The organism is Candidatus Rokuibacteriota bacterium (assembly GCA_030647435.1).
Taxonomy (GTDB): Bacteria; Methylomirabilota; Methylomirabilia; order Rokubacteriales; family CSP1-6; genus AR37.
Window position 1 is genome coordinate 31,816 of sequence record JAUSJX010000029.1, and the last position, 13,186, is coordinate 45,001.

At 67.2% G+C, this 13,186-nt stretch carries 14 protein-coding genes; 2 read left to right on the forward strand and 12 right to left on the reverse strand.

Annotation, left to right across the window (positions count from 1 at the left end):
* Nucleotide 1: 1 nt before the first annotated feature.
* The 9 genes from Q7W02_05235 to groES form a co-directional block, all read right to left on the reverse strand.
* On the reverse strand, nt 2-187 hold the full coding sequence (locus Q7W02_05235) for a hypothetical protein (protein MDO8475593.1): 186 nt from the start codon (nt 185-187) through the stop codon (nt 2-4).
* Nucleotides 188-411: 224 nt separating this feature from the next.
* Nucleotides 412-1,776 carry a sigma 54-interacting transcriptional regulator gene (locus Q7W02_05240; GenBank protein MDO8475594.1) on the reverse strand — a complete coding sequence of 455 codons (1,365 nt, stop codon included), beginning with the start codon at nt 1,774-1,776 and terminating at the stop codon, nt 412-414.
* Nucleotides 1,777-1,795: 19 nt separating this feature from the next.
* Nucleotides 1,796-3,157 carry a replicative DNA helicase gene (gene dnaB, locus Q7W02_05245; protein ID MDO8475595.1) on the reverse strand — a complete coding sequence of 454 codons (1,362 nt, stop codon included), beginning with the start codon at nt 3,155-3,157 and terminating at the stop codon, nt 1,796-1,798.
* A gap of 2 nt (nt 3,158-3,159) precedes the next feature.
* Entirely contained in the window at nt 3,160-3,603 is a 444-nt protein-coding gene (rplI, locus tag Q7W02_05250) for a 50S ribosomal protein L9 (GenBank protein ID MDO8475596.1), read from the reverse strand.
* A 38-nt stretch (nt 3,604-3,641) separates the two neighbouring features.
* Entirely contained in the window at nt 3,642-3,887 is a 246-nt protein-coding gene (rpsR, locus tag Q7W02_05255; protein MDO8475597.1) for a 30S ribosomal protein S18, read from the reverse strand.
* A gap of 12 nt (nt 3,888-3,899) precedes the next feature.
* Nucleotides 3,900-4,310, reverse strand: coding sequence for a single-stranded DNA-binding protein (locus Q7W02_05260; GenBank protein ID MDO8475598.1), 411 nt, complete (start codon nt 4,308-4,310; stop codon nt 3,900-3,902).
* Entirely contained in the window at nt 4,310-4,663 is a 354-nt protein-coding gene (rpsF, locus tag Q7W02_05265; protein MDO8475599.1) for a 30S ribosomal protein S6, read from the reverse strand. Before rpsF ends, Q7W02_05260 begins: the two co-directional genes overlap by 1 nt.
* 180 nt (nt 4,664-4,843) lie before the next feature.
* Entirely contained in the window at nt 4,844-6,466 is a 1,623-nt protein-coding gene (groL, locus tag Q7W02_05270; protein ID MDO8475600.1) for a chaperonin GroEL, read from the reverse strand.
* A 131-nt stretch (nt 6,467-6,597) separates the two neighbouring features.
* Entirely contained in the window at nt 6,598-6,885 is a 288-nt protein-coding gene (gene groES, locus Q7W02_05275) for a co-chaperone GroES (protein ID MDO8475601.1), read from the reverse strand.
* Nucleotides 6,886-7,048: 163 nt separating this feature from the next.
* Between groES and Q7W02_05280 the strand changes: the two genes are divergently transcribed.
* Together Q7W02_05280 and Q7W02_05285 are read left to right on the forward strand one after the other, a co-directional pair.
* Entirely contained in the window at nt 7,049-8,044 is a 996-nt protein-coding gene (locus Q7W02_05280; protein MDO8475602.1) for a D-glycerate dehydrogenase, read from the forward strand.
* 2 nt (nt 8,045-8,046) lie between these two features.
* Entirely contained in the window at nt 8,047-9,138 is a 1,092-nt protein-coding gene (locus Q7W02_05285) for an ABC transporter ATP-binding protein (GenBank protein MDO8475603.1), read from the forward strand.
* Here Q7W02_05285 and Q7W02_05290 read toward each other — a convergent pair whose 3' ends face one another.
* The 3 genes from Q7W02_05290 to Q7W02_05300 all read right to left on the reverse strand — a co-directional run bounded on the left by Q7W02_05290 (nt 9,139) and on the right by Q7W02_05300 (nt 13,181).
* Nucleotides 9,139-10,776 carry an iron ABC transporter permease gene (locus Q7W02_05290; GenBank protein MDO8475604.1) on the reverse strand — a complete coding sequence of 546 codons (1,638 nt, stop codon included), beginning with the start codon at nt 10,774-10,776 and terminating at the stop codon, nt 9,139-9,141.
* Between the two features lie 36 nt (nt 10,777-10,812).
* Nucleotides 10,813-11,838: an extracellular solute-binding protein gene (locus Q7W02_05295; GenBank protein MDO8475605.1), complete on the reverse strand. Its 1,026-nt coding sequence runs from the start codon at nt 11,836-11,838 to the stop codon at nt 10,813-10,815.
* A 128-nt stretch (nt 11,839-11,966) separates the two neighbouring features.
* Nucleotides 11,967-13,181 carry a ribonuclease H-like domain-containing protein gene (locus Q7W02_05300; GenBank protein MDO8475606.1) on the reverse strand — a complete coding sequence of 405 codons (1,215 nt, stop codon included), beginning with the start codon at nt 13,179-13,181 and terminating at the stop codon, nt 11,967-11,969.
* Nucleotides 13,182-13,186: the final 5 nt, after the last annotated feature.

Below are 13,186 nucleotides of genomic sequence, written 5' to 3' on the forward strand. Positions count from 1 at the left end.
TCTAGGGTCGCGCGGGGAGCGTCGCCGCCCATGGCAGCTCCAGCAAGCTCTCCGCGCAGCTCCCGCAGTAGTGGGTGGACTCCAGCTGGTACGAGCAGCCGGGACAGCATGCGGCCCCGCACTCGATGCAGCCCAGCCGCTCAAACGCGAACTGGACTTCGCTCCCGCAGCGGCAATGCTCGGCCATGTAAACCTCCTCGTCGTTCAGGCTGCCAGCACGCGTTGCAAGAAGTGTTCTCTGTCCGTAAGTGGTTGATTTCAATTGAGAGGGTGGCCAGAGACTGCGGCGAGCATGGATCGATAGTGAGACATTCTAGTCCCACTATTGAGCAAAATGGATTCTTGGTCTGGCTAAACTGTGGGAAAAACAAGCGTTTACTGCCTAATAGGATATGAGACTATTATAGCTCACTACTGAGTCTTGTACGTCTCACTTCTGAAGGGCCGCATGTCGATGGCGTATTTCACTATGAGCCGGTGGAAGTTGCGGCGCGTGATGCCGGCCCGCTTGGCTGCCGCCGAAACATTGCCCCTGGCTTCACCGAGGAAGCGCTCAATGGCCTCTCGCTCGACGCGGGCAACCGCGCGCTCCTTCGCCTCGAGAAAGCTCTCGCCGGCCCGCATGGGGACCGGGGCGTTCTCCTGGAGATGGAGCGGCAGCAGCGCGACCTCGATCTGGCGGCTGGTCGCCAGGACCACGGCGCGCTCGATGATGTTCTCCAGCTCGCGCAGGTTCCCCGGCCACGGGTAGCGCTTGAGGAGATCGAGCGCCTCCGGAGCGAAGCGGTCCACCTTCTTGTTGACCTTTGCCTCGGCCTTCCGCAGGAAGTGGTGGGCCAGAACGGGGATGTCCTCGGTCCGCTCCCGCAGCGGCGGCAGCGTGATCGTGAAGGCGTTGAACCGGTAGAACAGGTCCTCGCGGAACTCGCCCGTCGCGATCGCCTTCTCGAGCAGCCGGTTGGTCGCGGCGATGACGCGGACGCGCACTTTGCGCGTGACGACGTCGCCCACGGGCTTGCTCTCCCCGGTCTGCAGCACGCGCAGGAGCCGGCTCTGCATCTCAGGCGGCATATCGCCGACCTCGTCGAGGAAGATGGTGCCGCCATCGGCCTTCTCGAACAGCCCCGGCTTGTCGGCGACGGCTCCCGTGAAGGCGCCCCGCTTGTGGCCGAAGAGCTCTGACTCGAGCAGCGTCGGCGCCAGGGCCGTGCAGTTCACGGTAATGAGCGGCTTGTCGCGCAGGTTCGAGTAGCGGTGGATGGCGCGGGCGACCAGCTCCTTGCCCGTGCCCGACTCGCCCAGGATGAGCACGGTCGTGGGCGTGGCCGCGACGCGGACGATCAACTGCGCCACGTCCTTCATCTTCGGGTTCTGGCCGATGATAAAGTCGCCCTCCGCCTGCGCCTGCAGCTCCCTCAACATGAGCGAATACCGGTCTTCCAGCTCCTCCGACCGTTTGCGCTCCGCCAGGAGGTCCCACATGAATCGCGCGCTGGCGCCGCCCATCACCTCCGTCGCCGCCGGCTTGAGCTCGAGGATGATCCGCTGGACTTCAGGGCTTCCCGTGACGTCGATGACGAGATCGAGGCGGGGGTCCGCGATGAGCGACCGTAGATCCGTCACGACGGGGATGTTGAGCCGCCGCGCGAGCTCGAGGCCCGGCGCCCAGGCGTTGACGTCGGCGACGCCCAGGATGGTCACGGTCGGATCGCCCGCAAACATCTCCAGCAGGGCGCGCCCGCCCTTGCCGGCGCCGATGATGGCGACCGTGGTCATGCGCGGGCGTGCGGGGCGTTCAGAACGGCTGCGGCACCCGTTCGGGCTCCGCCCGGTTCTCGAAGGACGCGTACTCGGGGATGAAGGTCAGCTTGATCACCCCGGTCGGCCCGTTCCGCTGCTTGCCGATGATGACGTCGGCCATGCGCTCGTCCTCTTCCTTCTGGAGCCCGTAGCGGTCGGGGCGGTACAGGAAGAGGATCAGGTCGGCGTCCTGCTCGAGCGCGCCCGATTCGCGCAGGTCGGAGAGCTGCGGCTCCTTGCTCTGGCGGCTCTCCACCGCCCGCGAGAGCTGCGACAGCGCCACGACGGGCACGTCGATCTCCTTGGCCAGCGCCTTCAGCGAGCGCGAGATTTCCGAGATCTCCTGCTGGCGGTTCTCGGGGTTGCGCCCGCGCATCAGCTGCAGGTAGTCGATGACGATCATGTCGAGACCGTGCTCGGCCTTCATGCGTCGCGCCTTGGCGCGTGCCTCGAGCACCGAGAGCGCCGGCGAGTCGTCGATGAAGATAGGCGCCTCCGCCAGCCGCCCGGCGGCATTGGTCAGGCTGGTCCAGTCCCGCGTGTCGAGGTAGCCGGTGCGAACCTTGTGCGAATCCACGCGCCCCTCGGCGCAGAGCAGCCGCTGCACCAGCTGCTCCTTGGACATCTCGAGGCTCAGCACGAGTACCCGCTTGTGGTTCCGGACGCCGGCATACTTGGCGATGTTCATCGCGAAGGCCGTCTTACCCATGGACGGCCGGCCCGCGATGATGATGAAATCGCTCGACTGGAAGCCGGAGGTCATCTCGTCCAGCTTGCCGAACCCCGTCGCCAGGCCGGTGATGTGCTCCTTCTGGTCGTAGAGCTTCTCGATCTGCTCGAATGTGCCCTTGAGGATGGACCGCACGGGGATCGCCGTGCCCTGCATGCGTCGCTCGGAGATCTGGAAGATGAGCCGCTCCGCGTCGTCCAGCACCTTTTCGACGTCGTCCCGGCCTTCGTAGCTCTTGCCGATGATCTCGGTGGCGATGCGGATCAGGTCCCGCAGGACGGCCTTCTCGCGGACGATGCCGCCGTAGGAGAGGAGGTGAGCCGCCGTCGCCGCCTCCTCCACGAGCGCGCCCAGCGTCGCGGGCCCGCCGACCTCGTCGAGCTCGCTCCGGCGGCGCAGATCCTCGGAGACCGTCAGGAGGTCGACCGGCTCGTTCCGCTCGAAGAGCGCGAGCATGGAGTCGAAGATTTTGCGGTGGCCCTCCTTGTAGAAGTCGGAGGGCTTGAGGAGCTCGACGGCTTTCGGCAGGCTCTCCCGGTCCAGCAGCATCCCGCCCAGCACCGCCCGCTCCGCCTCCAGGCTGTGCGGCGGGATTTTGGAGGTGAGCAGATCGGCGAGGGTTGCCACGGCTACTCGCGGGTAACGGAGACCTTGAGCTGCCCGGTCACCTCGGCGTGGAGCCGAACGGGCACGGTGAAGTCACCCACACTCTTGATGGGCTCGTCCAGCGCGATTCGCCGCCGCTCGACCTCGACCCCGTGCTGGGAGAGGAACGCGGCGAGATCCGCCTTGCCGATGGAGCCGAAGAGGCGCCCTTCGTCGGAGGCCTGGCGGGCCTGGGTGAAGTGCAGCGCCTCGATGGCCCGGGCCTGCTCCTGCGCCTGGGCCGTGAGCTTTGCCGCCGCCGCGTCCTGGCTCGCCTTGATCTGCTCGAGATTCTTCAGGTTGGCCGTCGTCGCGTGGAGCGCCAGCTTGTGCGGCAGGAGGTAGTTGCGCGCGTAGCCGTCGGAGACGTCCCGGACCTCGCCGCGGCGCCCGAGCGCGGGCACGTCGTCCATCAGGATGATCTTCATCGCCGATTCCCCGTTCCTGAGCTGTTCAAAAATCTGGGCTATTCGGAGATCTGGGCCAGCAGCGCCACGGTTCGCGCCCGCCGGATGGCGCGCGTGAGCTGGCGCTGGTGACGGGCGCAGCTGCCGGAGATCCGCCGCGGGGTGATCTTGCCCCGTTCCGATACGAAGTTCTTCAGCCGGCGGACGTCCTTGTGGTCGATGAGCTGCACCTTGTCCATGCAGAACTTACAAACTTTGCGCCGGCCGAACCGGCGCCGCTTGACTGGCTTGCTCGCTGGCGGAATGTTCCTATCCTCCTAGAAGGGGACTTCGTCTTCCCCTTCGGCTGCTGATGCCTCCACGGCTTCCGGCGCCCCTGGGGCGCCCGCCGCCGACTTGCTCCGTCCCATGAACTGTACGCGCTCCGCGACGACCTCGACGACGTTGCGCTTCTGGCCGTCCTTCGTCTCCCAGTCCCGCGTCTGCAGCCGCCCCTCGACCATGATCGGGCTGCCCTTGTCGAGGTACTCGCCGCAGCTCTCCGCCTGCTTGCCCCATACCACCACGGTGAGGAAGCATGTCTCCTCGCGCTTCTCGCCGCTCTGCGTGGTGTAGTTGCGGTTCACCGCGAGGCGCAGGTCCGCGACGGCGGTGCCGCTCGGCGTATACCGGAGCTCCGGGGGACGCGTCAGGTTCCCCATCAGGAACACCTTGTTGAGACTCGCCATCAGGCGCTCTCCTCGACGGCCGCGGGCTCCCGCTTGGGCGTCCCACGGACGCGCTTCTTGACCGGCACGCGCGTCGTCATGAAGCGAAGCACCTGCTCGGTCAGCCGGAGCTGGCGCTCGAACTCCTTGATGGTGGCCGGCTCGGCCGAGCACTCGAGGACGGCGTAGGTGCCCTCGCGCTGCTTGCGCAGGTCGTAGGCCAGACGGCGCTTGCCCCAGCTCTCGGCCTTGCCGAGCTCGGCGCCGAGGCCCTTCAGGTTTTCCCCGAGCTTGGTCAGAAGCGCCGCAACCTCCTCGTCGGTAGGCCGCGGATCGATAATCACCAGGATCTCGTACGGATACAGACTGTTCACCCCCCTCAACTCCTATGGATCATTTCGGAAGCACTTGACGATACCAGAAGCGCCGTTCGAACACAACTCATGCGGCGATCATGGCGTGGCCTTCGCGCAGCGGTCAAGACGTGGACAAAAAGACACGGCCCCCGCCGGTTGACCGGCAGGGGCCGCGCCCCGCAAAATTCTGCGAACGGCCTAGTACATGTCCCCGTGCGGCATGGCGGGCGCCGCGGCGGACTTCTCCTCGGGCAGATCGGTGATCAGGGCCTCCGTGGTGAGCAGCAGCGAGGCCACCGACGCCGCATTCTGCAGCGCGACACGCTCGACCTTGGTCGGGTCGATGATGCCGGCTTCGATCATGTCCACGTACTCGAGGGTCTCGGCGTCGAAGCCGCGCGTGACGACCTTCTCGGCCTTCACCTTCTCGACGATGACGCTGCCCTCGAGCCCGGCGTTCTCAACGATCTGCCGGATCGGCTCTTCGAGCGCCCGGCGCACGATCAACGCGCCGACCTTCTCATCGCCCTCAAGCTTCAGGCTCTCGATCTTGGTCGACGCCCGCAGCAGGGCGACGCCGCCGCCCGGCACGATGCCCTCCTCGACCGCCGCGCGGGTCGCGTTCAGCGCGTCCTCCACGCGGGCCTTCTTCTCCTTCATGGCCGTCTCCGTCGGGGCGCCGACCTTGATCACCGCCACGCCGCCGGCCAGCTTGGCCAGGCGCTCCTGCAGCTTCTCCTTGTCGTAGTCGGAGGTGGTCTCCTCGATCTGCGCCCTGATCTGCTTGATGCGGCCCTCGATGGCGCCCGTCTTGCCCGCGCCCTCGACGAGGGTGGTGTTGTCCTTGTCCACCATCACCTTCTTGGCCTTGCCCAGGTCTTCGAGCTTGATGTTCTCGAGCTTGATCCCCAGGTCCTCGGTGATGGCCTTGCCGCCGGTCAGGGTGGCGATGTCTTCCAGCATGGCCTTGCGACGGTCCCCGAAGCCGGGCGCCTTCACGGCGGCGCAGTGCAGCGTGCCGCGGAGCTTGTTGACGACCAGCGTCGCCAGGGCCTCACCCTCGATGTCCTCGGCGATGATCAGGAAGGGCTTGCCGGCGCGCGCCACCTGCTCGAGCAGCGGCAGCATGTCCTTCATCACGCTGATCTTCTTCTCGTGGATCAGAACCAGCGCGTCTTCGAGCACGCACTCCATGCGCTCGGCATCGGTGACGAAGTAGGGCGAGAGGTAGCCACGGTCGAACTGCATGCCCTCGACCACGTCCAGCACCGTCTCGGCCGACTTCGACTCCTCGACCGTGATGACGCCGTCCTTGCCCACCTTCTCCATCGCCTCGGCGATCAGGCTGCCGATGGTCTTGTCGTTGTTGGAGGCGATCGTCGCAACCTGGGCGATCTCCTTCTTGTCCTTGGTGGACTTGGACATCTTCTTCAGCTCTTCGACGACCACGTCCACGGCCTTGTCGATGCCGCGCTTGAGCCCCATGGGGTTGGCGCCGGCCGTGACGTTCTTCATGCCATCGCGGATGATGGCTTGGGCGAGCACCGTCGCGGTGGTGGTCCCGTCGCCCGCGATGTCAGAGGTCTTGGAGGCCACCTCCTTGATCATCTGCGCCCCCATGTCCTCGTAGTTGTCCTTGAGCTCGATCTCCTTGGCGACCGTCACTCCGTCCTTGGTGATGGTCGGGCTGCCGAACTTCTTGTCGATGATGACGTTCCGCCCCTTCGGACCCATGGTGGCCTTGACCGCCGCCGCCATGACGTTGACCCCGCGGAGCAGGGCGGCCCGCCCCTCGTCGCTGAATAGCACCTGCTTGGGCATCTGATTCTCCTCCTCGTTCGTTCGATGGAATGGGCCGGCCCGTCTTGGCCGGCCGGGATGTGTCCCGGATAGCGCTCCAGGTCGCTGCTGCCGACCTAGGCGCCTACTCAGCGCCGCGGCCGCCTTCGCCTCTATTCAAGGATGCAGAGGATGTCCTCCTCGCGGAGGATCAGGTACTCCACGTCGTCGAGGGTGACCTCGGAGCCCGAATACTTGCCGAACAGGATCTTGTCGCCGGTCTTGACGTCGAGGGGAATCTTCTTTCCCTCGTCGTTGACCTTGCCATTCCCGACGGCGATCACCTTGCCCTCCTGGGGCTTCTCCTTGGCGCTGTCCGGGATGATGATGCCGCCCTTCCTGGTTTCCTTCTCTTCCTGCCGCTTGATGAGGATGCGGTCGTGCAACGGACGAATCTTCATGGCCAAATCGCCTCCCGATAGATAAGATGTTGACGTTTCTGACCGGTTCGTGACCACTCTAGTGGTTAGCACTCACCGAAGACGAGTGCTAACATAGCAGTCGGGGTCTGGTGAGTCAAGAGCAAAAAAGTCTTTTCCACTCAATATCTTACACGGAGACCACATGGCCCCACCGTCCCCCAAGCCTTCCATCCTGATTTCTCGCATACTCCCTGAAGAGGCGGTCGCCCGCGCCCGGAGCCGGGCCGTGGTGGATCTCCACGAGGCTGATAAGCCGCTCGGGCGGACCGAGCTCATCGCGAGGCTCAAGGGCCGCCAGGGCCTCGTCTGCCTCATCACCGATGTCATCGATGCCCCACTCCTGGCCGCCTGCCCGGATCTCAAGGTCGTGGCCAACGTGGCCGTCGGCTTCAACAACATCGACGTGGCGGAGGCGACCAAGCGCGGCGTTGTCATCACGAATACTCCCGACGTCCTCACCGAGACCACGGCCGATTTCGCCTGGACGCTCCTCATGGCGACGGCCCGGCGGGTGGTCGAAGCGGATCGCTACGTCCGCGAAGGCAAGTTCACGCAGTGGGAGTTCATGCTGCTGCTGGGGGGCGACATCCACGGCAAGACCCTCGGCATCATCGGCTTCGGCCGCATCGGCCGTGCCATGGCCAGGCGGGCGCGCGGCTTCGACATGCGTGTCCTCTACCAGGACGCCGTGGCCGCCGACCCCGCCACGGAACGGGAGCTCCGGGCCACGAGGACCGACACGGCGACCCTGCTCCGGGAGTCGGACTTCGTCACCCTCCACACGCCGCTCCTGCCGGAGACGCAGCACCTCATCAATGCCCAGTCGCTCAGAACCATGAAGAAGACGGCCTACCTCGTCAACGCCTCGCGGGGCCCAGTCGTCGACGAGGCTGCGTTGGCGCAGGCGCTCAAAGAGGGGTGGATAGCAGGCGCGGGCATCGACGTTTTCGAAGAGGAGCCCAAGGTCCACCCGGGCCTCATGGGTCTGCCCAACGTGGTCCTGTCACCCCACATCGCCAGCGCCTCGTCGGACACGCGCCTGCAAATGGCCAACCTGGCCGTGGACAACTGTCTCGCCGTGCTCGAGGGCAGCACTCCCCCGACCCCGGTCAACCCCGAGGCGCTCGCGCGACGGTAGTGGTGGGCCCGCTAGAGCTTCGGGGGGTTTCCAAGCGCTTCTCCGCTGACGGCCTACCGGCGGTAGACCGCCTGTCTCTCAGCCTCACTCAGGGAGAGATCCTGGCTCTGCTTGGCCCCTCGGGCTGCGGCAAGACAACGACCCTGCGGATCATCGCGGGGCTCGAAACCCCCGACTCAGGGACCGTCGCGATGCGCGGACGGATCGTAGGGGGATCCGGGCACGCGGTCCCCGCCGAAGAACGCGGCATCGGCATCGTCTTTCAGGACTATGCACTCTTTCCTCACCTCACTGTTGCCGAGAACGTGAGCTTCGGCCTCCTGAAGCTCCGCCGGGGCGCCCGCCAGACCCGCGTCGGCGAGGTTCTCGATCTGGTCGGCATGAGCGGGTTCGAGCGACGCTATCCGCACGAGCTCTCCGGAGGGCAACAGCAGCGCGTTGCCGTCGCCCGCGCCATGGCGCCGGCGCCGACCCTGATGCTCCTGGACGAACCCTTTTCCAGTCTTGATGCCGACCTGCGCGCGCAGATGCGCGACGAGATCGAGCGCATCCTGCGTTCGACAGGCACCACGACCGTGTTCGTGACTCACGACCAGGAGGAGGCTTTCACACTGGCCGATCGCGTCGGCGTCCTCCATGCGGGCCGGATGGAACAGCTCGACACGCCGGAGCAGGTCTACCATCGGCCCGCGACGCGTTTCGTCGCGGCTTTCGTGGGGGCGGCGGACTTCCTTCCCGGCACCGTCACGAGCCATGGCGTCGCGACGGAAGTGGGGATCTTCGCCAACGTGGACCAGTTGGAGCCAGGCGAGAGCGTGGACGTGATGATCAGGCCCGGCGACATCACCTTCGTCGCCGAGGACGACGGCCTCGGCACGATCGCCAGCCGGCACTTCCGGGGCTCGGAGACGCTCTATTGCATACTCTTGCCCTCCGGCCACCGGGTCCACTCTTCTCAGCCGTCGGCGTCGGCCATTCCCACCGGGATACGAGTCCGGGCCACGGCGCATGTCCTCCACGTGGTGGCGTTCACATCCAAGCCGGCCGCGGGTGAGCCAGCCGCGGGTGAGCCCGCCTCGGGTGAGCCCGGCTGATCAGAATCCAGAGCGGCGGGCAGTCAGGCGGACCAGCGCCACGACCGGCAGGAGCCCGATCGCGACGAGGGTCAGCGCCGGCACGGAGGCTTCCTGCCACATCGCCTCTGAGGTCCGCTCCCAGATCTCGACCGCGAGCGTATTGAAACCGAGCGGCCGAAGCAGGAGCGTGGCGGGCATCTCCTTCATCGTCTCGACGAAGACCAGCACGACGGCCGTCAGCAGACTGCCGCGCAGCAATGGCACGTGTACCCGGCGGAGCGCGCCGCCGGACCGGACCCCGAGCGAACGCGCCGCATCATCGAGGCTCGGCGAGATCTTGCTGAGGCCGGCCTCGACGCTTTGCAGGCTCACCGCCAGGAATCTCACCAGGTAGGCGAGGACGAGGCCGGCCGCGGAGCCGGTGAGCAGGAGCCCGAGCGGCCGTTGCAGCCACCGCTCGAGCTCGGGCACGATCGCGTGATCCACCCAGGAGAGTGGCAGGAGCACGCCGACCGCGATCACCGCGCCGGGCAGCGCGTATCCCATCGAGGCGAACCGGGCGGCCAGGCGAACCGGGGGCGTGGCGTGCAGGCGCCCGGCATAGGCCAGCAGCACCGCCAGCACACATGCCAGAAGGGCGGTTGCCGTCGCGAGCGTGCAGGTCCGCCCGAGCAGGGCGATGAAGTCCGGCGCGACCTGGCCAGCCCGGAGCGCACCGGCGCCCCACCACGCGAGCTGTCCCACGGGAAGCGCGAAAGCCAGCCCGAGCACGATGAGGCACGCGGCCGCGGCAAGAGCCGCCCTAAAGCCGCGGAGCCTGGGCGGTGGCGGCATGGGCCCGCGCCGGCGCGACTCAGCGAATCGCGCCCGGCCGCGTGAGCGACGCTCGAGCAGAATCAGGGCCAGCGCGAAGAGGAGCAGCACGCTCGCCAATTGCGTGGCGGCCACCCGGTCGAACATGCCGTTCCACACCCGGTACACAGCCTCCGTGAGGGTACGGAAACCGAATGTCGCGACGGTGCCGAAGTCCGCGAGCGCCTCCATCATGGCCAGGGCCACGCCGGCGGCGAGAGACGGGCGCGCCAGGGGCAGCGTGACGTGCAGGAATGCTCCCAGCCGGGACCGTCCCAAGGTCCGCGCGGTCTCGATGCCGGCCACGCCCTGCTCCCGGAACGCCACGCGCGCGAGCAGGTAGACGTAAGGATAGAACACGAGCGTCATCACGAGGATGACGCCCCAGGAGGACCGCATCTCGGGAAGACGGTTCCCCTGACCCAGCCAGCTACGCAGCGTGCCCTGAACGGGCCCCGCGTAGTCGAAGAGGCCGAGGAAGGCGAAGCCGATCACATAGGCCGGCACGGCCAGCGGCAGAATCAGCGCCCACTCGAAGAGGGCACGACCTGGGAAGCGGTAGTGGACGATCAGCCACGCGAGGCCCGTGCCCACGAGGAGCGTACCGGCGCCGACCCCGGCCAGGAGCAGCACGGTGTTGAGGACCAGCTCGACCAGCTGCGTGCGCCAGAGGTGGAGCCAGACCTCGCCCCGGGGTCGCGCCAGTGACGAGAGGACGGCCGCGATGGGCACCGCCAAAACGCTCGCGATCCCCACCGCGACCCAGGTCCACGGGTACCCGCTCGCCGACCGAAGCGCGATCATGAGGCCGGCGCCATCGCGGGCCCCCGATCGCGCCGTCTACTTGTAGCCGGCGCGGTCGGCAAGCCGCGTGGCTGCCGCCTGGAACTCCCCGGCGGCGGCCACATTCGTATCGTCCTGCTTGAACTTTCCCCACTTGGCGAGAATCGGGCTGACGGCGGCCTGGGGATTGGCCGGGTACTCGAAGTTCGAGTCGGCGAAGAGCTGCTGGGCTTCAGGGCTCGTGAGGAACTCGATCAGCTTGATAGCTTCGGCCCGGTTCTTCGAGTGGGCCGTCACGCCGGCCCCCGAGATATTGATGTGCGTGCCGGTCGTCTGCTGGTTGGCCCAGAATGGGGCGACCGGGAAGCTCGGATCCTTGGCGACGATGCGGCCGAGGTAGTACGTGTTGGTCAGACCCACGTCGCACTGGCCTGCGGCCATGGCCTCGAGGATCTTCGTGTCACCGTTGATCAGCGTGGGATTGTTGGCAACCCAGCCGCGGACGAGGGCTTCCGTCTTGGGCTCGCCGTAGCGCTTGATCATCGTCGCCAGGAGCGACTGATTGTAGACGTGACTCGATGTCCTCAGGCACACGCGGCCCTTCCACTTCGGATCGCCGAGCGCTTCGTAGGTCGAGAGCTCATCGGGCTTGACCCGCTGCGTGTTGTACATGATGGTGCGCGCGCGCACCGTCAGTCCCACCCAGCGGTTCTCGGGATCGCGCAGGTGGGCCGGGATACTGGCCTGAATCTCGGGCGAGTCCACCCGCGCGAGCAGACCCGCCCGGGCGGCGTTCCACAGATTGCCGGCATCCACCGTGATCAAGACGTCGGCTGGGGTCCTGTCACCCTCGGCCTTCAGCCGTTCGAAGAGCTGCCCCGTCTCACCGCCCAGGCTCTGGATCTGGATTCCGGTCTTCTTGGTGAACGCTTCCATGGCCGGTTCCTGACCGTAGTGCGAGCGAGCGGAGTAGACCACCAACTCCCCAGCCTCGCCCAGGGCCGCGCCGGCCAGGCTTAGCACCGTCAGCACCGCAGCCAGGACCGCGAGCCCGGCACAACCGTCACGCCATATGCGCGCCATAGTCATCTCCTCGTATTTGGTGCCCCGACCACCGCTCGGGGGAGCCGGATAACATCGAAGGTGAGGCTACCCTAACTCCAGGAGTGTGTCAAGGCTAACTCTATGGGCGCGGCGGGCTGGGACGAAAGCTAGAGGACCGTCGCGAGGCGTCGGGTGAGCCGCTCGAGGCGGTGGTGAAGCGCCTCGACCACCACGGCCGGCGCCCGATGGGCTCGGGCGCGCGCGAGCGCCTCGACCACCACGGCCTTGGCGGCGATAAAGTCACGCAGCCGGTGCTCGTGGATCTTCGCCATCTCTTCCCACGGTCGCGCGTCGAAGATTCGCGCGCCGCGGGCCGCGGCTTCCCACAGCTCGCGCGAGGCCTCCCAGCGCGAGCGCCGCTTCTCCCGCCAGGCCAGCCGCGCGAGGAGCCGCTCCCGCGCGGGGCTCGCGAGGCCGCGGTCGAGCGCCCTCCGGTAACAGGCCTCGCCACGGTCGGGGTCGGCCGTCTCCCAGAGCCGGCCGAGCCCCGCCAGCTCGTCCGGGCCGAGATCGACTCCGGGCGCCTGCGCAACGGTCTTCGCCACCCACCCGGCGAGCGCCGCGAGGGACAGGATGTCGTGCCGGTTGTGCTCGAAGACGCGCGGCAGCTCCCCGGGGGACTTGCGTCTCAGATAGTCGAAATACACCTGCGGGATCAGCGCGCCCGGCAGATCGTCCTCCCGGACGAAGCCGAGTGCATGCTGCTCGACGGTACCAAGGCGACAGTCGGGCAGCCTCGCGCTCCACAGCCGCCGTGCGGCGGGTAAGAGGTCGAGGTGGAAAGCGGCTTCCGGCCAGCGACGCCGGGCGAGCACGAAACGCGTCTCCAGGAGCGGCAGGTCGAAGCCGGCGCCATTGTACGTGACCAGCCCATCGACCTCCCGCAGGAGCGGATCGAGGGCGGCCAGAAGCGCCGGTTCTTCGTCGAGGTCGCGCATGAAGTACTGCCTCACCTCGAACTCGCCGCCGTCGAAGAAGCCCACGCCCACGAGGAAGGCATAGGTGCCCGTGCCGCCGGCCAGACCGGTCGTTTCCGTGTCGAGATAGAGGAGGCGCGGCCCACGCGGCGGCGCGTCGACGCGCGCCATCAGCGCGAGCGGCCCATGCGCCATGTCGCGCGCGGCCTCGAGCGGCTGCCGGCCGTGGCGGTAGCCCTCGGCGAAGCGCCGGCGGACGCAGAGGACGCGCCCCTTCTCGGTCTCCTCGACGGCGCCGCCCAGGAGGTCCTCGAGCGAGGCCGTTTGGCGAGAAGCGGCATTGATCCGGCTCTTGGCCTCGAGCCGCCGGATGACGCGGCTGAGGTCGGGGATGGCGTCGCTCACGCGGG

Coding starts and splice junctions, on each gene's coding strand:
- Q7W02_05235 (MDO8475593.1), bottom strand. CDS start 187: ATGGCCGAGCATTGCCGCTGCGGGAGCGAAGTCCAGTTCGCGTTTGAG.
- Q7W02_05240 (MDO8475594.1), bottom strand. CDS start 1,776: ATGACCACGGTCGCCATCATCGGCGCCGGCAAGGGCGGGCGCGCCCTG.
- rplI (MDO8475596.1), bottom strand. CDS start 3,603: ATGAAGATCATCCTGATGGACGACGTGCCCGCGCTCGGGCGCCGCGGC.
- Q7W02_05260 (MDO8475598.1), bottom strand. CDS start 4,310: ATGGCGAGTCTCAACAAGGTGTTCCTGATGGGGAACCTGACGCGTCCC.
- groL (MDO8475600.1), bottom strand. CDS start 6,466: ATGCCCAAGCAGGTGCTATTCAGCGACGAGGGGCGGGCCGCCCTGCTC.
- groES (MDO8475601.1), bottom strand. CDS start 6,885: ATGAAGATTCGTCCGTTGCACGACCGCATCCTCATCAAGCGGCAGGAA.
- Q7W02_05280 (MDO8475602.1), top strand. CDS start 7,049: ATGGCCCCACCGTCCCCCAAGCCTTCCATCCTGATTTCTCGCATACTC.
- Q7W02_05290 (MDO8475604.1), bottom strand. CDS start 10,776: ATGATCGCGCTTCGGTCGGCGAGCGGGTACCCGTGGACCTGGGTCGCG.
- Q7W02_05295 (MDO8475605.1), bottom strand. CDS start 11,838: ATGGCGCGCATATGGCGTGACGGTTGTGCCGGGCTCGCGGTCCTGGCT.